The following is a 21553-nucleotide window of genomic DNA, read 5'->3' as shown; positions in this document are numbered from 1 at the left end:
TCGGGGAGCGTGTAGGTCGCCATGTCGCTTTCATCCAATCCGCGCCGCGCCGCGGCGCTTGCCGATCCTCTGCGCCGCCGATGTGCGACGTAGAGCGGACGTAACTCATCCTAGTGACGACAACGCCGGGGCCGGCTGGATCCTTCCTCCGTATGACGAAGCGAGGCGACACCCTCGGGGGTGTCGCCTCGCTGGCAGTGCAGAGATCGTCAGACGTCGAGACCCGCGGGCACGGCGGCCTCCGTGCCCGGGATGCCCTCCTGCTGCGCCCGCTTGTCGGCCATGGCCAGGAGACGGCGGATGCGCCCCGCGACGGCGTCCTTGGTCATCGGCGGGTCGGCGTGGTGACCGAGCTCATCCAGGCTCGCGTCACGGTGTGCAAGACGCAGCTCACCGGCGACCTTCAGGTGGTCGGGAACGTCGTCCGCGAGGATCTCGAGGGCGCGCTCGACGCGCGCGCAGGCAGCGACGGCGGCCTGCGCCGAGCGACGGAGATTCGCATCGTCGAAGTTCACGAGCCGGTTCACGCCGGCGCGGACCTCACGACGCTGCCGCATCTCCTCCCACGCGACGGCGGTCTTCTGGGCGCCCATCTCGCTGAGGATGGTGCGGATGGCCTCGCCTTCGCGCACGACGACGCGCGGCATCCCGCGCACCTCGCGCGCCTTGGCGGCCACACCGAGACGGTGGGCGGCGCCGACCAGCGCCATCGCCGCCTCGGACGACGGGCACGCCACTTCGAGCATGGCCGAGCGGCCGGGCTCGCTCAGGGTTCCGGCGGCGAGGAACGCACCGCGCCAGAGTCCGGCGACTTCGGCTCGGGAGCCGGTCGTGAGGCGGTTCGGGAGGCCGCGGACCGGACGACGACGCTGGTCCAGCAGCCCGGTCTGACGAGCGAGGGTCTCCCCCGATGCGATGACGCGAACGGCCCAGCGGGCCCCGTCGTTCGCCGTGCTCGACTGCACCTGGGCGATCTCGGGACGGACGCCGTAGATCTCGGCGAGATCGCGGGCCACGCGCTGCGCGAGGATCTCGGCATCCACCTCGGCCTCGACGGCGACCCGTCCGGCGATCGAGTGCAGACCGCCGGCGAACCGGAGAATCGATGTGACCTCCGCGACACGCACCGTCGGGGGTGCATTGCGGATGCTGACCAGCTCAGCCTTGACGTCGGTGGTTAGTGCCACGACACTCCTTCACGCTCACGCGCCGGATCGCGACGCAAACCTCCAGCCTACTCTGACGGAGGCTTCTGCTATTCCCTGCCGAGGTCCCGATGGCGCACGTTCACAGCGACTCCCGGCACCGTCGAGAGGCGTCGAGCGAGCTCTTCCACCATCGCGACCGACCGGTGCTTGCCGCCGGTGCATCCGACCGCGACGGTCGAGTGGCTCTTGTTCTCGCGCTGGTATCCCTCGAGCACCGGGGTGAGGGCGGCGGTGTAGGCGTCGAGGAACTCGGCCGCGCCCTCGCGGGAGAGCACGTAGTCGCGCACCGATTCGTCCTTGCCGGTGAGACCGCGCAGCTCCTCGTTCCAGAACGGGTTGGGGAGGAAGCGCATGTCTGCGACGAGGTCGACGTCGGTGGGGAGTCCGTACTTGAAGCCGAAGCTCATCAGCGTCACGCGGTGGCGCGCAGCGCCCTCCTCGGAGAACAGCTCCGAGACCTGCGTGGCGAGCTGATGGATGTTCAGCGCCGACGTGTCGATGACGAGATCCGCGGCCTCGCGGATCGGTGCGAGTCGCTGGCGCTCGATGCGGATGCCGTCGAGGAGCGTGCCGTCGCCCTGCAGTGGGTGCGGCCGACGCACCGATTCGAACCGACGGACCAGGACGTCGTCGGACGCATCCAGGAACAGGACCCGGACGGAGCCCCGGGAGCGCAGCGCGCGGGCCACCCCGGGGAAGTCATCGAAGAGGTTGCGACCGCGCACGTCGACGACGGCGGCGACCTTCGGCAGCGCCTTGCCGCCCATGTCGGTGAGGTCGAGCAGAGGGCGGAGGATCTGCGGCGGAAGGTTGTCGACCACGTACCAGCCGAGGTCCTCGAGTGCGTTCGCGACCGTCGTGCGACCTGCGCCCGACATGCCCGTGACGATGAGGAACTCGCCCTTGTCCCCGTCAGCCATGGTCACTCCTTCTTCGCCGCCCCCTCCAGCCTAGCGAGTGGAGAGATGGGTGTGGATGTTCTGGGCCAGCACCGGCCCGATGCCCTGCACCTTCTCGATCTCCTCCGGAGGTGCGGAACGCAGCGCCGTGACGGATCCGAAGTGCTTCAGGAGCACCTTGATGCGTGCCGCGCCGAGCCCTGGCACCTCGGCGAGGACGGTGGTGATGTCGTTCCGGCGTCGCTTGCGCTGATGCGTGATGGCGAACCTGTGCGCCTCGTCACGAAGGCGCTGCAGGAGGTAGAGCGATTCGCTCGTGCGGGGCAGGATGACAGGGAAGTCCTCGCCGGGAAGCCAGATCTCCTCGAGCCGCTTCGCGATGCCGCAGACCGCGATCTCGGTGTGTCCGGCATCACGCAGCGCTCGGGCGGCCGCCTCGACCTGCGGGTGCCCGCCGTCGACGAGGAGCAGCTGAGGCGGGTAGGCGAAGCGCGGCTTGCGCTTGACCTCGACGGTGAGGTCGTCGCCGATCTCGCCCGTCGGAAGGACGGCGGGCTCGTCGAGCTCCTCCGGTCGGTCGAGATAGGCCAGGCGACGCCGGAGCACCTGGTACATCGAGTCGGTGTCGTCGGTGGTCTCGGGGATGTTGAATGAGCGGTACTGGTCTTTGCGGGGCAGTCCGTCTTCGAACACCACCATCGACGCGACGACGTTCGTGCCGCCGAGGTGCGAGATGTCGAAGCACTCGATGCGCAGCGGCGCCTCTGACATCCCCAGCGCCTCCTGCAGGTCTGTCAGCGCCTGGGTGCGCGCGACGTAGTCGCTCGTGCGCCTGGTCTTGTGGCGGATCAGGGCCTGCTGGGCGTTCAGCGTCGCGGTGCGCATGAGATCGGCCCGCTGCCCGCGCTGCGCGACGGCGATCTCGACCTTCCTGCCGCGACGGTCGCGCAGCCAGAGCTCCAGCTCAGCCGCATCGTCGGGAAGCGACGGCACCAGGATGCGGCGAGGCACGTCCTGCGAGTCGCCGTATGCGCGCTGCAGGACCTGGTCGACGAGATCGGCGCTGGAGATGTCGATCTCCTTCTCGATCGTCATCGCCCTGACTCCGCGCACACGTCCGCCGCGGATCACGAAGTGCTGCACGGCCGCGGCCAGCTCGTCTTCGGCGATGCCGAAAAGGTCGGCGTCCTCGTCGGGTGCGAGCACGAGAGCGCTCTTACCCAGCACCGCCTCGATCGCGGTGAGCTTGTCGCGGTACTTCGCGGCGGCCTCGTAGTCCATCGCCGCGGATGCCGCCAGCATCCGCTTGGTGAGGTCGCGGGTGAAGCGCTCGTCGCCCCCGGCCATGAAGGCGACGAAGTCGTCGACCATCGCGCGATGCTCCTCGATGGAGACCGTCATCGAGCACGGTCCGCCGCATTTGCCGATCTGCCCGGGGAAGCACGGGCGTCCGGTCTGCATCGCCCTCTTGTAGCTGGAGTCGCTGCAGGTGCGGATCGGGAACGCCTTGACCATCAGGTCGATCGTCTCGTGCACGGCCCACACCTTGGGGTACGGACCGAAGTACCGCGCGCCCGGGATCTTGCGATTGCGTGTGACGATCACCCGCGGCGCTTCGTCGCCGAGGGTGACCGCCATGAACGGGTAGGACTTGTCGTCTTTGTAGCGGACGTTGAACGGTGGATCGAACTCCTTGATCCACATGTACTCCAGCTGCAGCGAGTCGACGTCGGTCGGCACGACGGTCCATTCGACCGACGCCGCCGTCGTCACCATGCGACGCGTGCGCTCATGCAGGGTCCGCAGTGGGGCGAAGTAGTTCGACAGCCGCTGCCGGAGGTTCTTCGCCTTGCCCACGTAGAGCACTCGGCCGTCAGCGTCGCGGAACCGATACACGCCGGGGTTGGTGGGTATCTCCCCCGCTCTCGGCTTGTACGCGAGTACGTCGGCCATCAGCTGGCCTTCCGCGCGGAGCGCCCCTCATCCAGGATCTCGGCGAGGAACTGTCCGGTGTGGCTCTCCTCGACGCGGGCGATCTGCTCGGGGGTTCCCGTCGCCAGGATCTCTCCTCCGCCGGAGCCGCCCTCGGGTCCGAGGTCGATCACCCAGTCCGCCGACTTGATCACGTCGAGGTTGTGCTCGATGACGATCACCGTGTTGCCCTTGTCGACGAGTCCGTTCAGCACCTCCAGCAGCTTGCGCACGTCTTCGAAGTGCAGACCGGTGGTCGGCTCGTCGAGGACGTAGATGCTGCGGCCGTTGCTCCGTCGCTGCAGCTCGGTGGCGAGCTTGACGCGCTGTGCCTCGCCGCCGGAGAGCGTCGTGGCGGACTGTCCGAGTCGCACGTACCCGAGGCCCACGTCGACGAGCGTCTTCATGTAGCGGTGAATCGCCTGGATCGGCTCGAAGAACTCCGCGGCCTCGGCGATCGGCATCTCGAGCACCTCGGCGATGTTCTTGCCCTTGTAGTGCACGGCCAGAGTGTCGCGGTTGTAGCGCTTGCCGTGGCAGACCTCGCAGTCGACGTACACGTCGGGCAGGAAGTTCATCTCGATCTTGATCGTGCCGTCGCCGGAGCACGCCTCGCAGCGCCCTCCCTTGACGTTGAAGCTGAATCGGCCGGGCTGGTAGCCCCGGACCTTCGCCTCGGGCGTCTCGCTGAACAGCGAGCGGATCCGGTCGAACACTCCCGTGTAGGTCGCCGGGTTCGACCGCGGGGTGCGACCGATGGGCGCCTGGTCGACGTGCACGACCTTGTCGAGGTTGTCGAGGCCGGATACGCGGGTGTGCTTGCCCGGCACCGTGCGAGCACCGTTGAGCCGCGATGCGAGCACCTGGTACAGGATGTCGTTGACGAGCGACGACTTGCCGGAACCCGAGACACCGGTCACGGCCGTCAGCACACCGAGAGGGAAGTTGACGCTGACGTTCTTGAGGTTGTTCTCCCGCGCGCCGACGACGCTCAGCATCCGCTTCTTGTCGAGCTTGCGGCGCTTCGCCGGGGTCGGGATCTCCCGCGCACCGGAGAGGTACTCCCCCGTCATGGAATCGGGCTCGTTCAGCAGCGCCGAGTACGGGCCCGAATGCACGACCTCGCCGCCGTTCACTCCCGCGCCGGGTCCGATGTCGACGACCCAGTCGGCCGCCTCGATCGTCTCTTCGTCGTGCTCGACGACGATGAGCGTGTTTCCGAGATCGCGCAGCTTCAGCAGCGTGTCGATCAGTCGCCGGTTGTCGCGCTGGTGGAGTCCGATCGACGGCTCGTCGAGGACGTACAGCACCCCGGTGAGGCCGGAGCCGATCTGCGTGGCCAGACGGATGCGCTGCGCCTCTCCACCCGACAGCGACCCCGCGGACCGGCTGAGGTTCAGGTACGACAGACCCACCTGCAGCAGGAAGTCGAGTCGAAGTCGGATCTCGCGCAGGACCTGCGCGGCGATCTTCGCCTCACGGTCGGTGAGCGTGAGCGTCTCCATGAACGAGCGCGCATCGGCGAGGCTCAGGTGCGACACCTCGGCGATCGAGTGTCCGTGCACCTGGACGGCCAGCACCTCGGGCTTGAGGCGATTGCCGTCGCAGACCGGGCACGGCACCTCGCGGAGGTACTCGCCCCACCTCGAGCGTTGCGTGTCGGACTCCGCCTGCGCGTACTGCCGCTCGATGTACGGCACGACTCCTTCGAAGCCGGACGCGTAGCGCATCTCGCGCCCGTACCGGTTCTTGAACTTCACGGTGACCTTGTAGTTGTCGCCGCGGAGGATCGCGTCCTGAACGTCGACCCTGAGGTCCTGCCAGGGGGTGTCGAGCGAGAAGTTGAGATCGGCCGCCAAGCCCTCGAGCAGTCGCTCGTAGTACTGGAACAGGCCCTTGCCCTGAGTCGTCCACGGGATGATGGCGCCCTCGCGGATCGAGAGCTCCTCGTCTCCGAGCATCAGGTCGACGTCCACCGACATGCGGGTACCGAGACCCGAGCAGGCGGGGCAGGCGCCGAACGGCGCGTTGAACGAGAACGTCCGCGGCTCGATCTCGGTGAGCGTGAGGGCGTGACCGTTCGGGCACGCCAGCTTCTCGGAGAAGGACTGCCACGCGGCGTCGCCCTCTTCGTCGACGAAGTTCACCTGCACGACGCCGCCGGCCAGTCCCAGCGCGGTCTCGACCGAGTCGGTGACGCGTCCGAGGATGTCGTCCGCCGCGACGAGACGGTCGACGACCACCGCGATGTCGTGCTTGTAGCTCTTCTTGAGCGTGGGCGGCTCGGCGAGCTGGATCAGGTCGCCGTCGACGATCGCGCGGGAGTACCCCTTGGCCCCGAGCTCGCGGAACAGGTCGACGAACTCGCCCTTCTTCTGCGAGACGATGGGCGCGACGATCTGGTACCGGGTGCGCTCAGGCAGCTCCATGAGCTGGTCGGCGATCTGCTGCACGGTCTGCCGCTGGATACGGGCTCCGCACTCGGGACAGTGCGGGATGCCGATGCGCGCCCAGAGCAGACGCATGTAGTCGTAGATCTCGGTGATCGTGCCGACGGTCGAGCGCGGGTTGCGGTTCGTCGACTTCTGGTCGATCGACACCGCGGGGCTCAGCCCCTCGATGAAGTCGACGTCGGGCCGGTCGACCTGGCCGAGGAACTGGCGCGCGTAGGCGCTCAGCGACTCGACGTAGCGACGCTGACCTTCCGCGAAGATCGTGTCGAACGCGAGACTCGACTTCCCCGACCCGGACAGCCCGGTGAACACGACGAGCGAGTCGCGCGGGATGTCGATGTCGACGTTCTTGAGATTGTGGACGCGGGCACCGCGAACACTGAGTTTTCCTGGGGTTGCAACCGGGACGATAGGCACTGATCAATTCTACGAGGGGCCACGGACATTGGCTCCGTGAGGGCTCCCAGACAAGCGGTCAGTCCCCCGCTGAACGGCGCCCCGCGAATGCCGACAAGCCGTCGCGGAGGGCCGAGATCTGCTCGAGGTCCATCTCGACGGCGGCCATGACCTGGCGCGGCACGTCGAGCGCCCGTTCGCGCAGAGCACGCCCCGCAGCGGTGAGAGTGATGTCGAGGCGCCGCTCATCCTGCGTGCTGCGCTGTCGGGCGACCAGGCCGTCCGCTTCGAGGCGCTTCACGAGCGGCGAGGCCGTCGCCGGCTCCATCGCGAGGTCTGCGGCGAGGTCGTTGAGGGGCCGCGGCGCACGCTCCCACAGGGCGAGCATCACGAGGTACTGGGGATGCGTGAGCCCCAGCGGCTCGAGGATCGGACGATAGATCGCGACGACGTTGCGGGCGGCCGTCACCAGAGCGAAGCAGAGCTGGTTGTCGAGCTTGAGCAGGTCATCGGATGCCGTCACGGCATCGACTATACATCGACCCTAATGATTAGTACACTAAGCATCATGGCACACTCCAGTGATCGCCCTCCCCTTCGCGCTCGGATCCGCGAGGCCGGTGGCCTCTATGCGTGGATCAACACGAACCTGATCCGCGTCGCAGGACCGGCCTCCGTCGGTCCCTACGAGAAGACTCCGCCGCCCAGCGCCGCGGAGCGAGCCACGCGCGCCTGCCCGCTGTGCGGAGCGCCGATGAGCGAGCACGAGATCGACCGTTCAGGCGCCAAGACCCTCGTGCACTGCCCCTGACGGACACGTCGTCACCGCTCGCGCGATGCATCCTCGCGCGCCACGTCGAGCCAGAACGCCAGGTCGGCATCATCGACCAGCACCTCAGGCGCGACGTCGAGCCATCCGGTGCCCATCGTGCGCGGGCCCATCACCGCAGCCGCGACTCCGCGCCGGGTGACGAGTTCCGCCCCATGCTGCTCGTCGACCCGCACGAGGAGGACTCCCCCGGAGCGCGCGCCCACGAGGATGTGCCCGTCGAGGAGGAAGGCCCGCGTGCCGAACATCCGCTTCTCCTCGACGACGGCGTCGAATGTCAGCAGGGCCCGCACCCGGTCGGCGAGCTCCTCCCCTGCGACGTCCATGGTCATCACCGCCTGAGGATCAGGCGTGTCCGGCCCGTTCCATCGCCCGCAGTTCCTTCTTGAGGTCCTGCACCTCGTCTCGCAGTCGTCCGGCCAGTTCGAACTTGAGCTCGGCGGCCGCCGCGAGCATCTGGTCGGACAGATCCTGGATCATGGCCTCGAGCTGCTGCGCACCCTCGGCGGCGATACCCGTCCGGCGGAGGTTCGGCGTGGGCGACTTGCCCTTGCCCGTCGCGCGACCACGCCCGGACAGCATGTCGGCCGTGTCCGCGCCCTCGCGGGCGAGGACCTCGGTGATGTCGGCGATCCGCTTGCGCAGTGGCTGCGGATCGATCCCGTTCTCGAGGTTGTAGGCGACCTGCTTCTCTCGACGGCGGTCTGTCTCTTCGATGGCCTTCGCCATCGAGTCGGTGATCCTGTCGGCGTACATGTGCACCTCGCCGGACACGTTTCGCGCCGCGCGACCGATGGTCTGGATGAGTGACGTCCCGGAGCGGAGGAAGCCCTCCTTGTCGGCGTCGAGGATCGCGACCAGCGAGACCTCCGGCAGGTCGAGACCTTCGCGGAGCAGGTTGATGCCCACGAGGACGTCGTAGACGCCGCTGCGGAGTTCGCTGAGCAGCTCGACCCGGCGCAGCGTGTCGACGTCGGAGTGCAGGTAGCGCACGCGCACACCGTGCTCGCCGAGGAAGTCCGTGAGCTCCTCGGACATCTTCTTCGTGAGAGTCGTCACGAGCACACGCTCCTCGCGCTCGACGCGCAGGCGGATCTCCTCCAGGAGATCGTCGATCTGGCCCTTCGACGGCTTCACGATGATCTGCGGATCGACGAGACCGGTGGGGCGGATGATCTGCTCGACCACGCCGTCGGCGATCCCCATCTCATACTTCCCGGGGGTCGCCGAGAGGTACACGGTCTGGCCGATTCGGTTCTTGAACTCGTCCCAGCGCAGCGGCCGGTTGTCCATGGCGCTCGGCAGGCGGAAACCGTGATCGACCAGAGTGCGCTTTCGAGACGCATCGCCCTCGTACATCGCCCCGATCTGAGGCACCGTGACATGCGACTCGTCGATGACGAGCATGAAGTCGTCAGGGAAGAAGTCGAGCAGGGTGTGCGGCGGCTCACCGGGCTGACGACCGTCCATGTGCCGGGAGTAGTTCTCGATGCCCGAGCAGAAGCCGAGCTGCTGCAGCATCTCGAGGTCGAACGTCGTGCGCATCCGCAGTCGCTGCGCCTCGAGCAGCTTGCCCTGCCGCTCGAACTCCTTGAGCCGCTCCTCCAGCTCGTGCTCGATCGTGCCGATCGAGCGCTGGATCACATCCGTCCCTGCCACGTAATGCGAGGCGGGGAAGATCGGCACGGAATCGAGCTTCTCGATGACCTCGCCGGTGAGCGGATGCAGGGAGTACAGCGCCTCGATCTCGTCACCGAACAGCTCGATGCGGATCGCGTGCTCCTCATAGACCGGGATGATCTCGATCGTGTCGCCCCGTACGCGGAAGTTCCCGCGTGAGAAGTCGACGTCGTTGCGGTTGTACTGCATCGAGATGAACTGGCGGATCAGGGCATCCCTGTCGTACCTCTCCCCCACCTGAAGCGCGACCATGGCGCGCAGATACTCTTCCGGGGCGCCGAGGCCGTAGATGCACGACACGGTCGAGACCACGATCACGTCTCGCCTGCTCAGAAGCGAGTTCGTGGTGGAGTGACGCAGTCGCTCCACCTCGGAGTTGATCGACGAGTCCTTCTCGATGAAGGTGTCCGTCTGCGGGACGTATGCCTCGGGCTGGTAGTAGTCGTAGTACGACACGAAGTACTCGACGGCGTTGTTCGGCATCAGCTCGCGGAACTCGTTCGCGAGCTGAGCGGCGAGGGTCTTGTTGTGCGCGAGCACGAGGGTCGGGCGCTGCACCTGCTCGACGAGCCAGGCGGTCGTGGCGGACTTTCCGGTACCCGTCGCTCCGAGCAGCACGATGTCGGTCTCGCCCGCATTGATGCGCGACGCGAGCTCGGCGATCGCCTTGGGCTGGTCGCCGGCGGGCGCGTACTCGCTGATGACCTCGAAGGGACGGACACTGCGGGTGGTCTGCATGCTTCCAGCGTATGCCTGGCCACCGACATCCGGGCCGCCGAGGCGAGCACACCTAGAGTGGGGGCGTGATCGAGTTCATCATCGGCACCAGCCTCGCCGCATCCGCGGGCCTCAACGCCTGGATTCCGCTCTTCCTGCTGGGGCTGGCCGACAGGGTCCTGCCGGCGATGGAACTGCCGTCGTCCTGGTCGTGGCTGTCGAGCGATCTCTCCCTGTGGATCCTCGGCGGACTGCTGCTGCTCGAGATCGTCGCCGACAAGATCCCGGCTCTCGACTCCGTGAACGACGTCATCCAGAGCATCCTGCGCCCGGCATCCGGCGGGATCGCCTTCGGTGCGGGCTCCGGAGCGCAGACCATCGCCGTGGACGATCCCGCGGCCTTCTTCACCGACAACGCGTGGGTTCCGGTCGTGGTGGGCATCGCCATCGCCCTGATCGTCCACATCGTGAAGGCGTCCGCCCGCGTGGCGGCGAACACCGTGACGGGCGGCCTCGCCGCTCCGGTGCTGAGCACGGCCGAGGATGGCGCATCGTTCGCGCTCGCCGCCGCGGCGATCATCGTCCCGGTCCTGGCGGCCGTGCTGCTGGTGGGACTCGTCGTGGTCGTGGTCGTCGGGCTGCGTCGCCTGGCGCGCAGGCGTCGGGAGAACGGCTCCGGTCAGTCAGCCGGCCGCGTCCAGACATAGGGCGTGGTCGTCGAGACCTTCACGAGTCCTGCGCGCTCGAGGATCGGCCGCGAGAACTCCGTGCAGTCCGACTGCAGGTAGGTCTTTCCGATCGCGAGAGCGGATCGTGCCCGCTGGGCCGTCAGCGCGCGGTAGATCCCTCGACCTCGCCATTCGGGCATCGTCGCGCCGCCCCAGAGCCCGGCGAACCGGGTGCCGGCCACCGGCTCCAACCGCCCGGCGCTGACCACCTGTCCATCGGCCACGGCGGTCCAGAGCTCCACGCTGTCGTCCTCGCGGATGCGCTGCAGCGTCGTCTCGGCGCGCACGCGCCAACGAGGATCGTCGAAGACCCTGCCCTGCATCTCCTCCATCGCGTACACCTCGGCGTCGGTACGCGCGCGCCGCAGCTCCACGCCCGCAGGGAGGTCCACGGGCTGGGCGAGCAGAGCCGCCTCACCGATCATGACGGATTCCGGATCCTCCGGCACGAAGCCCCTCGTCTCCAGGGCATGGCCGAGCCCCGGAGCATGGTCATGCCCCCGCGTCTTCCACTCGATCGAATCGATACCGCTCGAGTGCATGAAATGGGCGAGCGCGACGTCGACGAGCGTCTCGATGTCGCCGGAGTCGAGTCCATCGAGGTCGGCGTACGACACGAACCCGTGCCCACCGGGGAAGACGGCGAGTCGAAGGGGTCCGTGCGCGACCACGCTGAGCGCGTGCCTCACCTCTGCATCCGTGCGCAGGTCCCGATCGTAGGCTGCGAGATGGGTCATGCGCATGAACGCGGTCCTTCCGGTCGGCTGCGGCGGCGAGCGCCGAGGACGAGGAGCCGCCACGCGATCATACGCGCCCCGTCGGCGACAGCCGCAGGACGCCGGCTGCCAGCGCCGCGGACACCACGCACATCGCGACGATCGCTGCCACGAACCACGCCCATGCGGCCTCGCCGAACACGATGCCCAGTGCCCAGCCGAACAGACTCGAGCCCGCGTAGTAGCCGAAGTAGTAGAGCGACGACGCCTGCGCCCGACTGCCCGGCGGTGACTCGGCGGGTGCCCAGCCGGAGGCCACGGCATGCGCGGCGAAGAACCCGGCCGTGAAGACCAGCAGACCGACGACCACGAGCGACGCGACCGGAGCGAGCATGGTCGCCGCGCCGATCGCCATGACCGCGATGGAGCTCAGCAGCACCGGATAACGCCCGAACCGCGATGCCAGCCGACCCGCCGAGGGCGACGACGCCGTGCCGGCGAGATACGCCAGGAAGAGCAGCGTGACCAGCCACGTCGGCAGTCCGAAGGGCGGCGCGACCAGGTGGAAGCCGAGGTAGTTGTACACGGCGACGAACGCCCCCATGAGGAGGAAGCCCTGGAGGTACAGCACCAGCTGGCGCGGCGACCGCATCGGCGTCAGGAGCCGGGTGAGCATGCCGGGTCCCGTGCTGTCGCGGAAGCGTCCGGGCACGAATCCCTGCGCTCTCGGGGTGAGCCAGAGGAAGAGCGCGGCGGCCAGCCCGCAGACCCCGGCCACGACCCAGATCCCCACGCGCCACCCGAACTGCTCGCCGGCGACCCCCGACACGACACGGCCGAGCAGGCCGCCCACCGTCGTCCCCGCGATGTAGCTCCCTGCCGCAGCAGCGGCGCTGCGGGCGCTCACCTCCTCGCTGAGGTATGCGAGTGCGACGGCCGGCACGGCGCCCAACGCGACCCCTTCCAGCAGCCGCAGCACCAGCAGCATCTCCATACCCGCACTGAAGGGAGTGAGCAGCCCCATCACGGTCGCAGCGATCACCCCGATCGCCATGGCTTGCACGCGACCGATGCGGTCGGCGACCATCGACCAGGGGATGACCGCGGCAGCGAGACCGAGGGTCGCGGCCGAGACTGCGAGCGCCGCTGTCGCCGGCGGGATGGCGAGGTCCGCTGACAGTTGGGGAAGCACGGCCTGCGGCGAGTACAGCTGGGCGAATGTCGCGATCCCGGCGAAGAACAACCCGACGATGAGGCGCCGATAGGCCGCAGAACCGGGGGTATGACCGGTGAAGGTCACGACGAGCGGATCCGCTCCCACAGCGCATCCGCCTGCTGGATCGTCTGCTCCAGGGTTCCCGACGTGTCGACGATCTCGTCGGCGATCGCGAGGCGCCGATCGTCAGAGACCTGCGCATCGATCCGCTCCTGCGCCGACTGTGCCGTCATGCCGCGCAGCTCGACGAGTCGGCGTCGGCGTTCCTCGGCGGGGGCGTGCGCGACGACGATGAGATCCCAGGGGTCGTCGACCCGCGCCTCCACGAGCAGCGGTACGTCGTAGACGACGACGGTCGAGGGGTCTGCGGACGCGGCCGCCTCGAAGCGACGCTGCGACTCCGCACGCACGGCGGGGTGGACGATGGCGTTCAGTCGCGCGAGCTGGTCAGGGTCGCCGAAGACCTTCGCCCCGAGCGCCGCACGGTCGAGTCCGCCGTCCGCCGCGATGACCTCTTCGCCGAAGGTCTCTCTGATCCGTGCCAGCACCGGAGAGCCCGGAGACTGCACGTCTCGCACGATCTGATCGGCGTCGACGACGACTGCTCCGTGCTCCGCGAGTCGTCGTGCGATGGTCGACTTGCCGGAGGCGATGCCGCCGGTCAGCGCGATGAGAGGCATGCCGCCAGTCTAGGCTCGGCGCCGGTCCCTCTCACCGCGCGGAGAGCTGGCGCCGCGAGCTGATGACACCGGTATCGAAGCCCGCGAGGTGCAGCCCGCCGTGGAACCGCGCATGCTCGATCTTGACGCACCGGTCCATGACGACCGAGAGCCCGGCCGACTCGGCGATGGCCGCCGCATCCTCGTTCCACGAGCCCAGCTGCAGCCACAGTGTCCGCGCCCCCGCCTCGACCGCCTCCTGAGCGACGCCGGGAAGATCGTCGTGCCGCCGGAAGACGTCGACGATGTCGGGCGCCACGGGCAGGTCTGCGAGCGAGGCGTACACCGGCTGTCCCAGGATCTCGGTCTCCCGCGGGTTGACGAGGTAGACCTGGTATCGCGTGCTGGAGAGCAGGTAGGTCGCGACGAAGTACGACGCGCGAGCGGGGTTGGCGGATGCGCCGACGATCGCGATCGAGGTGGCGCCGCGCAGGATGCCGAACCTCTGCTGCGGGCCCGGACCGGACCACGCCCGATCGGCCTGGGGCGACGCGAGGCCGGGCAGCGCGCAGGACGCCGGGTCCTGCACAGGAGGGATCGTGCAGCTGTCGCCGGCCGCACTGCTCTGGATGCCGCTCATCTGCCTGCTCCTGTCGCTGCGGTGAGTGCCTGGTCGAGGTCCCAGATGATGTCCTCCGCATCCTCGAGACCGACCGAGATCCGGATGAGGTCGGAGCGCACCCTGGCGGCCGCGAGCTGCGATTCGGTGAGCTGGCGGTGCGTCGTGGACGCCGGGTGGATGACGAGGGTGCGCGCATCGCCGATGTTCGCCAGGTGCGAGGCCAGTTGGAGGCTCCCGATGAACGTCTCCCCCGCCGCACGGCCGTCGTCGGCCTTCACTCCGAAGGCGAACACCGAGCCGGGGCCGAGCGGGAGGTACTTGGCGGCGCGCTCGTGGTGCGGGTGGCCCTCGAGCCCTGCCCACGTGACGTAGTCGACGCGTGGATCCGAGTGCAGCCAGTCGGCGACGACCCGCGCGTTCGCGAGGTGCGCGTCGATGCGCTGCGGCAGCGTCTCGACGCCCTGCAGGAGGGTGAACGCCGACTGGGCGCTGAGCGCCGGACCGATGTCGCGCAGCTGCTCGGTGCGGAGCTTGGTGAGAAACCCGTACTCGCCGAAGTTGTCCCACCACCGGATGCCGCCGTAGGACTCCACCGGCTCCGTCATCTGCGGGAACCGGCCGTTGCCCCAGTCGAAGGTGCCCTTCTCGATCACGACGCCGCCGAGAGTGGTCCCGTGACCGCCGAGGAACTTCGTCACCGAGTGGATGACGATGTCCGCGCCGTGCTCCAGAGGACGCGCGAGGTACGGCGTCGCGAGTGTCGCGTCGACGACGAGGGGAACCCCTGCGGCATGCGCGACCTCGGCGAGTCCCTCGATGTCGGCGATCTCGCCCGAGGGGTTCCCGATCATCTCGACGTACACGACCTTCGTCTCGGGACGGATGGCCGCGGCGTACTCGGCAGGGTCGGACGAGGCGACGAACGTGGTCTGCACACCGAATCGACGCAGCGTGACGTCGAGCTGGGTGACAGTGCCCCCGTACAGCTGCGCGGCTGCCACCACGTGGTCTCCCGCTCCGACGAGCGCGGCGAAGGTGATGAACTCGGCGCTCATGCCGGACGCGGTGGCCACCGCTCCGATCCCACCCTCGAGCGAGGCGAGGCGCTCTTCGAGTGCAGCGACCGTGGGGTTGCCGATCCGCGAGTAGATGTTGCCGTACTTCTGCAGCGCGAAGAGGTTTCCTGCGTCTGCGGCATCGTCGAACACGAATGACGTGGTCTGGTAGATCGGCACCGCCCTCGCCCCCGTGGTCGCGTCTGGCGTGCCGCCCGCATGCAGCGCGCGGGTGCGGAATCCGAATCGGTGTTCGTCGGTCATGGTGTCCTCAGTTCTGCGTTCGCGAGCACGGCGGCGATCTCATCCACGGCCCAGGGGTTCTGCAGCGATGTCGTATCGCCGAGAGGCGCGGATTCGCGGCCCGCCCGACGAGCCTGCTCCGCCTCCCACAGCTGCGCCAGCAGGCGCCGCATGATCTTGCCCGAGCGGGTCTTGGGAAGGTCCGCCACCACGACGATGTGCTTCGGCTTGGCGACCGGTCCGATCGCGGTGGCGACCTCCGACCGCAGAGCGGCCGGCGACACCTCGGATCGTCCAGACGGCGTCACGAAGGCGATGACCGCCTGCCCGGTCAGGGCATCCGCCACGCCGGCCGTTCCGGCCTCGCCGACCGTGTCGTGCGCGACGAGCGCCGACTCGATCTCGATCGTCGAGAGCCGGTGACCCGACACATTCACGACGTCGTCGAGGCGTCCGAGGATCCAGATGTAGCCGTCGGCGTCCCTGGTGGCCCCGTCTCCGGCGACGTAATAGCCGCCGTGCTCGCCGTGCCCGGCGAACGTCGACCAGTACGCGTCCCGATAGCGCTGCGGGTCGCCCCACACGGTCCGAGCCATCCCGGGCCACGGTCGTCGGACGACGAGCGTCCCCGACCTGCCGGGCGCGACCTCCTCGCCGTGCGCGTCGACCACCGTCGCGTCGATCCCCGGAAGCGGCACGGAGGCGGATCCCGGCTTCAGCGTCGTGACACCGGGCAGGGGTGCGATCATCGCCGCTCCGGTCTCCGACTGCCACCAGGTGTCGACCACCGGGAGCTCGTCCCGTCCGAAGTTGCGCCGGAACCAGATCCAGGCCTCCGGATTGATCGCCTCGCCGACCGTGCCGAGCAGCCGGAGGGTCGAGAGGTCGTGCCCAGGCGGGAGGTCGGCTCCGAACCAGGTCATGAACGTGCGGATCAGCGTCGGGGCCGTGTAGTAGACCGTCACCCCGTAGCGCTCGATGATCTCGAGATGACGCGCGGTGTGCGGGCTGTCCGGTGTCCCCTCGTAGATCACCTGCGTCAGTCCGTTCGACAGCGGACCGTAGATCTCGTAGGTGTGCGCCGTGACCCATGCGAGATCGGCCGTGCACCAGTGCACGTCGTCGGGCTTCGCGTCGAAGTGCGCCCAGTGCGCCCAGCTCGCGTGGGTGAGGTACCCGCCGGAGGTGTGCACCAGCCCCTTGGGGCGCCCGGTGGTTCCCGAGGTGTAGATGATGAAGAGCGGATGCTCGGAGTCGAAGGCCTCCGCGACGTGCTCCGAGGAGGCACCGTCGACGACGTCGTGCCACCAGACGTCCCGACCCTCGGTCCAGGGCACGCTCTGCCCGGTACGACGGACCACGAGGACGTGCTCGAGGTCGGGAAGGTCGGCCGCAGCCGCATCGGCGGTGGACTTGACCTCCGTCGCCGTGCCCCGGCGGAACTGGCCGTCGCTCGTGACGAGCAGCTTCGCCCCGGTGTCGGTGAGACGGAACCGGACGGCTTCGGCCGAGAACCCGCCGAAGACCAGCGAATGCACGGCACCGATCCTGGCGCAGGCGAGGGTGACGACCACCGTCTCGATCAGCACAGGCAGGTAGATCACGACGCGGTCCCCCGCCTCGATGCCGAGAGCGGTGAGGGCGTTCGCGGCGCGTGCGACGCGACGCTGCAGGTCGGCGTAGGTGACCGACACACGGTCTCCCGGCTCGCCCTCGAAGTGCAGCGCGACCTTGCTTCCGAGGCCTGCGGCGACATGGCGATCGACGCAGTTCTCCGCCACGTTGAGACGACCGCCCAGGAACCAGCGCGCGGCGGGGACGGCGTCACCGACCGGCGCATCCCACTCGTGCGCCGTGTGCCATGGGTGTGCCCAGTCGAGACGCCCCGCTGCAGCCTCCCAGAAGGCGACGGGATCGGCGGCGGCTCGTGCGTATGCCTCTCCTGTCACGTTCGCCTGCGCGGCGAACGCGGCGGGTGCGGCATACGTCCGCGTCTCGTGCAGTCGCGCCTCCGTCGTCACGTCCATCGGCGCAGCAGGTACTTCTCGACGAGCGCCAGCACGCCGTTGGTGAGGGTGCCCAGGAGCGCGAGGAGGACGATCGAGAGGATGATCCTGTCGACGCGGCCGCTGTTCTGCGAGTCCGTGAGCAGGAAGCCGAGACCCATCGATGAGGCGATGAGCTCCGCTGCGACGAGGAACAGCCAGGCCTGTGCGAGCGCGAGCCGGAGCCCGGCAGCCACCGAGGGCACGACGGCAGGCAGCTGCACGGTGCGGAACAGCGACCACCCTCTCAGGCTGAACGACCTCCCGGCCTCGACGAGCTGCGGGTCCACGTGACGCAGCGCTGAGGCGACGGTCGTGTAGACCGGGAAGAACGCGCCGATCGCGATCAGCGTGACCTTGGACTCCTCGCCGATCTGCATCCACAGGATGAGCAGGGGCACCCAGGCGAGCGAGGGCACGGCGCGGACAGCGGCGAGCGTCGGGCTCAGCAGCACGTCGCCGAGACGCGACAGACCGACGACACCGGCCACCGCGAGTCCGATCAGGGAGCCGATCGCGAAGCCGAGCACGACGCGCTGCACCGAGATGGCGACGTGCGTCCAGAGCTCACCGCGCTGCGCGAGCTCGACTCCCGCCGTGAACACGGATGCCGGGGCCGGCAGACGGTACGCGGGCACCAGCCCCGTGCTCGTCACCAACTGCCAGGCGATCAGGATGAGGGCGGGCAGCAGGAGCCCCGCGAGGATCCGTACCGCGACTCGACCCCCCTGGCGCCGTGCACCGGCGTCGGGACGCCGATGGCGTCCCGCAGCGAAGTCGAGCGCATCCCGCGACTCCGCCGGGACGATCACGCGCTGGTCGAGATCACTCACTCGTCCTCGACCGCCTTCTCGGCGAAGCTCGCGTCGATGATCGAGTCGAGTGCCTTCTGCACCGACTCCTCCCCGCCCTGGACGTCGCCGGACTCGACGAGCACGGGGGCGATCTTCTCCAGCACCGCGAGCTGCGCATCGCCGGGGACGCCGCTTACGTCGAGGTTGGAGCGCTCTTCGATCACCGTGGTCGCGACCTCGATGTCGATGCCGGCGACCTCCGCGAGCAGGGCGGCGGTCTCCTCGGGATTCTCGAGGGCCCACTCGCGGGCCTCCTCGTACGCGTCGACGACGGCCTGGGCGAGGTCGGGGTGGTCGTCGATGAAGTCCTCTGTGGCGTTGAGGAAACCGTAGGTGTTGAAGTCCACGTTGCGGTAGATCAGCTGGTCACCCGACTCCACCTCAGCGGCGGCCATGATCGGGTCGAGACCGGCCCATGCATCGACCGAGCCCCCGTCGAGGGCTGCACGGCCGTCGGCGTGCTGGAGATTCTGGATCTCCACGTCGTCGGCGGACAGCCCCGCCTCCTCCAGCGCCTGCAGCAGGAAGAAGTACGGGTCCGTCCCCTTCGTCGCCGCGATGGACGTGCCGGCGAGATCCTCGACCGAGGTGATGTCGCTGTCCGGTCCCACGACGATCGCCGACCATTCCGGCTGGGAGAAGATGTCGATGACCTGGATGGGCGACCCGTTCGAACGAGCGAACAGTGCCGCGGATCCGGCGGTGGAGCCGACGTCGATCGAGCCGGAGCGCAGCAGCTCGTTGGCCTTGTTCGATCCGGCCGACTGGATCCACTCGACCTCCACGTCATCACCGAGGATCTCCTCGAGGATGCCCTGATCGCGGATCACGAGGCTGAGAGGGTTGTACGTCGCGAAGTCGATGGAGAGCGTGTCGGCGGACCAGTCGCCTGACGCCGTGCCCTCCGCGGCGTCGTCGGACGCGGTCGCGTTCTCCCCCGCGACGCAGCCGGTGGCGGTGAGCATCAGCACTCCGGCGATGGCGATCACAGGGGCGGTGCGGCGGCTGATGGTGCTCATCGGGTCTCCTCGGGTGCAGTGCGGTGATGGGTGTCGACGCCGAGTCCTTCGAGGAGCTCGGCGCGCAGATCGGCGAGGCCGCGGTCGGCGCGGTCGCGGGGGCGGATGCCGGGCACGGCGACGGTGCGCGCGATCGACGCCGCCTCCCCGTCCGTGTCGTCGGCGAGAGTGCGCAGCAGCAGGACCCTGTCTGCGAGGTAGAGGGCTTCCTCGACGTCGTGGGTGACGAGGAGGACGGTGGTCGGCTCCGCCGAATGGATCTTCAGGAGCAGGTCATGCATGCGCAGGCGGGTCAGCGCGTCCAGCGCACCGAATGGCTCGTCCAGCAGCAGCACACCGGGGTTGCGCGCCAGGGCGCGAGCGAGCGACGCGCGCTGCGCCATACCGCCGGACACCTCGCTCGGATGCTGGTCGGCGGCGTGCTCGAGTCCGACGAGCTGGAGCAGCTCGCGGACGCGAGCGCGACCGTCGCGCCGGGAGGTCCCCCGGGGAAGCCCGATCTCGACGTTCTGGGCGATCGTGCGCCAGGGCAGCAGACGCGGCTCCTGGAACGCCACTGCGGTGCGCTCGTCGACGTCTGCGACACGGGAATCGTCGATCTGGATGCTGCCGCCGGTCGGCGCGTCCAGGCCGCCGACCAGACGCAGGAGCGTCGACTTGCCGCAGCCGGAGGGCCCGACGATGGCGACGATCTCCCCCGCACCGACGTCGAGCTCGATGCCCCGGAGGACGTCGTGGCTCCCGCGGGCGCGCGGGAAGCTGCGCTCGACGCCGCGGAGACGGACCGCTTGAGCGGTGCCGACATCAGCCCGCGAGGCGTCGACGTTCGCAGCGGTCAGCAGGGAGGTCATGTCCCCATGCTGGCGGGGGTCGTGAAATGTGACGAATACGGACGTAATGTTCGGTCACGCAGGCCTGTCCGGCATCCGCAGACGCGAAACGGGCCGCCATCCCGAAGGATGACGGCCCGTTCAGAGCGTGATGCTTAAGCGTTGCCGCCCGAGAGCTTCTCGCGCAGAGCCGCGAGTGCCTCGTCGTCAGCGAGCGTGCCCGCGCCTGCGGCCTCGCTCGAGAAGACCTGGCCGCCGAAGTCGTCGCCGGCGGCAGCTTCTGCCTCGGCTGCCTTGGTGACCTGAGCCTTGTGCGCCTCCCAGCGGGCCTGGGCCGCAGCGTACTCCTGCTCCCATGCCTCGCGCTGAGCGTCGAAGCCTTCCTTCCACGCACCGGTCTCGGCATCGAAGCCCTCCGGGTACTTGTACTCGCCGTTCTCGTCGTACTCCGCGACCATGCCGTAGAGAGCCGGGTCGAACTCGGTGCCGTTGGGGTCGACCGACTCGTTGGCCTGCTTCAGCGACAGCGAGATGCGGCGACGCTCGAGGTCGATGTCGATGACCTTGACGAACACCTCCTCGCCGACGGAGACGACCTGCTCGGCCAGCTCGACGTGCTTGCTGGAGAGCTCGGAGATGTGGACGAGGCCCTCGATGCCGTCTGCGACGCGGACGAATGCGCCGAACGGAACGAGCTTGGTGACCTTACCCGGCGTGACCTGACCGATCGCGTGGGTACGGGCGAAGACCTGCCACGGGTCCTCCTGCGTCGCCTTCAGCGACAGGGAGACACGCTCGCGGTCGAGGTCGACCTCGAGGATCTCGACGGTGACCTCCTGGCCCACCTCGACGACCTCGGAGGCGTGCTCGATGTGCTTCCAGGACAGCTCGGAGACGTGCACGAGGCCGTCCACGCCGCCCAGGTCGACGAACGCACCGAAGTTGACGATCGACGAGACGACACCCTTGCGGACCTGACCCTTGTGCAGGTTGTTCAGGAACGTGGTGCGCGACTCCGACTGCGTCTGCTCGAGCAGCGCGCGGCGGCTGAGCACGACGTTGTTGCGGTTCTTGTCGAGCTCGAGGATCTTGGCCTCGATCTCCTGGCCGAGGTACGGCGTGAGGTCGCGGACGCGGCGGAGCTCGATGAGCGAGGCCGGCAGGAAGCCACGGAGGCCGATGTCGACGATGAGTCCACCCTTGACGACCTCGATGACCGTACCGGTGACGACGCCGTCGTTCTCCTTGATCTTCTCGACGTCTCCCCAGGCACGCTCGTACTGCGCGCGCTTCTTGGAGAGGATCAGACGGCCTTCCTTGTCCTCCTTCTGGAGAACCAGGGCCTCGACCTCGTCGCCGACCTTGACGACCTCGTTCGGGTCGACGTCGTGCTTGATCGAGAGCTCGCGCGAG

At 68.6% G+C, this 21553-nt stretch carries 19 protein-coding genes; 2 read left to right on the top strand and 17 right to left on the bottom strand.

Features of this window, described 5'->3' with window-relative positions; all coding sequences use genetic code 11:
• Positions 1–209: 209 nt before the first annotated feature.
• The 5 genes from whiA to ACESK8_RS02450 form a co-directional block, all read right to left on the bottom strand.
• Positions 210–1187: a DNA-binding protein WhiA gene (gene whiA / locus ACESK8_RS02470; RefSeq protein WP_060926468.1), complete on the bottom strand. Its 978-nt coding sequence runs from the start codon at positions 1185–1187 to the stop codon at positions 210–212.
• 68 nt (positions 1188–1255) lie between these two features.
• On the bottom strand, positions 1256–2128 hold the full coding sequence (gene rapZ / locus ACESK8_RS02465) for an RNase adapter RapZ (protein ID WP_372967099.1): 873 nt from the start codon (positions 2126–2128) through the stop codon (positions 1256–1258).
• Between the two features lie 30 nt (positions 2129–2158).
• Positions 2159–4060, bottom strand: a complete 1902-nt coding sequence (gene uvrC / locus ACESK8_RS02460) for an excinuclease ABC subunit UvrC (protein ID WP_372967098.1) — start codon at positions 4058–4060, stop codon at positions 2159–2161.
• Positions 4060–6948 carry an excinuclease ABC subunit UvrA gene (gene uvrA / locus ACESK8_RS02455; RefSeq protein ID WP_372967097.1) on the bottom strand — a complete coding sequence of 963 codons (2889 nt, stop codon included), beginning with the start codon at positions 6946–6948 and terminating at the stop codon, positions 4060–4062. Before uvrA ends, uvrC begins: the two co-directional genes overlap by 1 nt.
• A 58-nt stretch (positions 6949–7006) precedes the next feature.
• A complete protein-coding gene (locus tag ACESK8_RS02450; RefSeq protein ID WP_372967096.1) occupies positions 7007–7450 on the bottom strand; it encodes a MarR family winged helix-turn-helix transcriptional regulator in 444 nt (147 codons plus the stop codon).
• 45 nt (positions 7451–7495) lie between these two features.
• Here ACESK8_RS02450 and ACESK8_RS02445 point away from each other — a divergent pair, with 45 nt between their 5' ends.
• Positions 7496–7738: a hypothetical protein gene (locus ACESK8_RS02445; protein ID WP_372967095.1), complete on the top strand. Its 243-nt coding sequence runs from the start codon at positions 7496–7498 to the stop codon at positions 7736–7738.
• An 11-nt stretch (positions 7739–7749) separates the two neighbouring features.
• On the opposite strand, the gene ACESK8_RS02440 is transcribed toward ACESK8_RS02445, so the two are convergent.
• A complete protein-coding gene (locus tag ACESK8_RS02440) occupies positions 7750–8088 on the bottom strand; it encodes a TfoX/Sxy family protein (protein ID WP_372967094.1) in 339 nt (112 codons plus the stop codon).
• Between the two features lie 13 nt (positions 8089–8101).
• A complete protein-coding gene (gene uvrB, locus ACESK8_RS02435) occupies positions 8102–10174 on the bottom strand; it encodes an excinuclease ABC subunit UvrB (RefSeq protein ID WP_372967093.1) in 2073 nt (690 codons plus the stop codon).
• Positions 10175–10239: 65 nt separating this feature from the next.
• On the opposite strand from uvrB, the gene ACESK8_RS02430 reads away from it, so the two are divergent.
• Positions 10240–10860 (top strand): DUF4126 domain-containing protein, encoded by a 621-nt coding sequence (locus ACESK8_RS02430; protein ID WP_372967092.1) that lies wholly within the window; start codon positions 10240–10242, stop codon positions 10858–10860.
• Here ACESK8_RS02430 and ACESK8_RS02425 read toward each other — a convergent pair.
• From ACESK8_RS02425 to rpsA, 10 genes are all read right to left on the bottom strand, one after another.
• A complete protein-coding gene (locus tag ACESK8_RS02425; protein WP_372967091.1) occupies positions 10833–11624 on the bottom strand; it encodes a GNAT family N-acetyltransferase in 792 nt (263 codons plus the stop codon). The genes ACESK8_RS02430 and ACESK8_RS02425 overlap by 28 nt on opposite strands.
• 61 nt (positions 11625–11685) lie before the next feature.
• Complete coding sequence (locus tag ACESK8_RS02420) at positions 11686–12918, bottom strand: MFS transporter (protein WP_372967090.1); 1233 nt, start codon at positions 12916–12918, stop codon at positions 11686–11688.
• A complete protein-coding gene (gene coaE, locus ACESK8_RS02415) occupies positions 12894–13493 on the bottom strand; it encodes a dephospho-CoA kinase (protein WP_372967089.1) in 600 nt (199 codons plus the stop codon). The genes ACESK8_RS02420 and coaE overlap by 25 nt, the downstream gene beginning before the upstream one ends.
• Before the next feature lie 31 nt (positions 13494–13524).
• Positions 13525–14112: a CoA-binding protein gene (locus ACESK8_RS02410; RefSeq protein ID WP_372967088.1), complete on the bottom strand. Its 588-nt coding sequence runs from the start codon at positions 14110–14112 to the stop codon at positions 13525–13527.
• Positions 14109–15413 carry an O-acetylhomoserine aminocarboxypropyltransferase/cysteine synthase family protein gene (locus ACESK8_RS02405; RefSeq protein WP_372967087.1) on the bottom strand — a complete coding sequence of 435 codons (1305 nt, stop codon included), beginning with the start codon at positions 15411–15413 and terminating at the stop codon, positions 14109–14111. The genes ACESK8_RS02410 and ACESK8_RS02405 overlap by 4 nt, the downstream gene beginning before the upstream one ends.
• Complete coding sequence (gene acs / locus ACESK8_RS02400; protein ID WP_372967086.1) at positions 15410–17419, bottom strand: acetate--CoA ligase; 2010 nt, start codon at positions 17417–17419, stop codon at positions 15410–15412. The genes ACESK8_RS02405 and acs overlap by 4 nt, the downstream gene beginning before the upstream one ends.
• Complete coding sequence (locus ACESK8_RS02395; protein ID WP_372967085.1) at positions 17410–18270, bottom strand: ABC transporter permease; 861 nt, start codon at positions 18268–18270, stop codon at positions 17410–17412. The genes acs and ACESK8_RS02395 overlap by 10 nt, the downstream gene beginning before the upstream one ends.
• The gene (locus ACESK8_RS02390; RefSeq protein WP_372967084.1) at positions 18267–19310 is read right to left on the bottom strand and encodes an aliphatic sulfonate ABC transporter substrate-binding protein; all 1044 of its coding nucleotides are present in this window, start codon (positions 19308–19310) and stop codon (positions 18267–18269) included. Before ACESK8_RS02390 ends, ACESK8_RS02395 begins: the two co-directional genes overlap by 4 nt.
• Complete coding sequence (locus ACESK8_RS02385) at positions 19307–20161, bottom strand: ABC transporter ATP-binding protein (protein ID WP_372967083.1); 855 nt, start codon at positions 20159–20161, stop codon at positions 19307–19309. Before ACESK8_RS02385 ends, ACESK8_RS02390 begins: the two co-directional genes overlap by 4 nt.
• A gap of 134 nt (positions 20162–20295) precedes the next feature.
• A partial coding sequence (gene rpsA, locus ACESK8_RS02380) for a 30S ribosomal protein S1 (RefSeq protein ID WP_372967082.1) occupies positions 20296–21553 on the bottom strand: 1258 nt, incomplete at its 5' end.

The organism is Microbacterium sp. (assembly GCF_041641055.1).
In the GTDB taxonomy this organism is placed as follows: Bacteria; Actinomycetota; Actinomycetes; order Actinomycetales; family Microbacteriaceae; genus Microbacterium.
Note: the sequence above shows the minus strand (reverse complement) of the source record. Positions and strands in the feature narration are given on the sequence as shown.

What these genes read in the sequence shown, in the direction of transcription:
- rapZ (WP_372967099.1), bottom strand. Translation starts at nt 2,128, where the DNA reads ATGGCTGACGGGGACAAGGGCGAGTTCCTCATCGTCACGGGCATGTCG.
- uvrC (WP_372967098.1), bottom strand. Translation starts at nt 4,060, where the DNA reads ATGGCCGACGTACTCGCGTACAAGCCGAGAGCGGGGGAGATACCCACC.
- ACESK8_RS02445 (WP_372967095.1), top strand. Translation starts at nt 7,496, where the DNA reads ATGGCACACTCCAGTGATCGCCCTCCCCTTCGCGCTCGGATCCGCGAG.
- ACESK8_RS02440 (WP_372967094.1), bottom strand. Translation starts at nt 8,088, where the DNA reads ATGACCATGGACGTCGCAGGGGAGGAGCTCGCCGACCGGGTGCGGGCC.
- uvrB (WP_372967093.1), bottom strand. Translation starts at nt 10,174, where the DNA reads ATGCAGACCACCCGCAGTGTCCGTCCCTTCGAGGTCATCAGCGAGTAC.
- ACESK8_RS02425 (WP_372967091.1), bottom strand. Translation starts at nt 11,624, where the DNA reads ATGCGCATGACCCATCTCGCAGCCTACGATCGGGACCTGCGCACGGAT.
- coaE (WP_372967089.1), bottom strand. Translation starts at nt 13,493, where the DNA reads ATGCCTCTCATCGCGCTGACCGGCGGCATCGCCTCCGGCAAGTCGACC.
- ACESK8_RS02410 (WP_372967088.1), bottom strand. Translation starts at nt 14,112, where the DNA reads ATGAGCGGCATCCAGAGCAGTGCGGCCGGCGACAGCTGCACGATCCCT.
- ACESK8_RS02405 (WP_372967087.1), bottom strand. Translation starts at nt 15,413, where the DNA reads ATGACCGACGAACACCGATTCGGATTCCGCACCCGCGCGCTGCATGCG.
- acs (WP_372967086.1), bottom strand. Translation starts at nt 17,419, where the DNA reads ATGGACGTGACGACGGAGGCGCGACTGCACGAGACGCGGACGTATGCC.
- ACESK8_RS02390 (WP_372967084.1), bottom strand. Translation starts at nt 19,310, where the DNA reads ATGAGCACCATCAGCCGCCGCACCGCCCCTGTGATCGCCATCGCCGGA.
- ACESK8_RS02385 (WP_372967083.1), bottom strand. Translation starts at nt 20,161, where the DNA reads ATGACCTCCCTGCTGACCGCTGCGAACGTCGACGCCTCGCGGGCTGAT.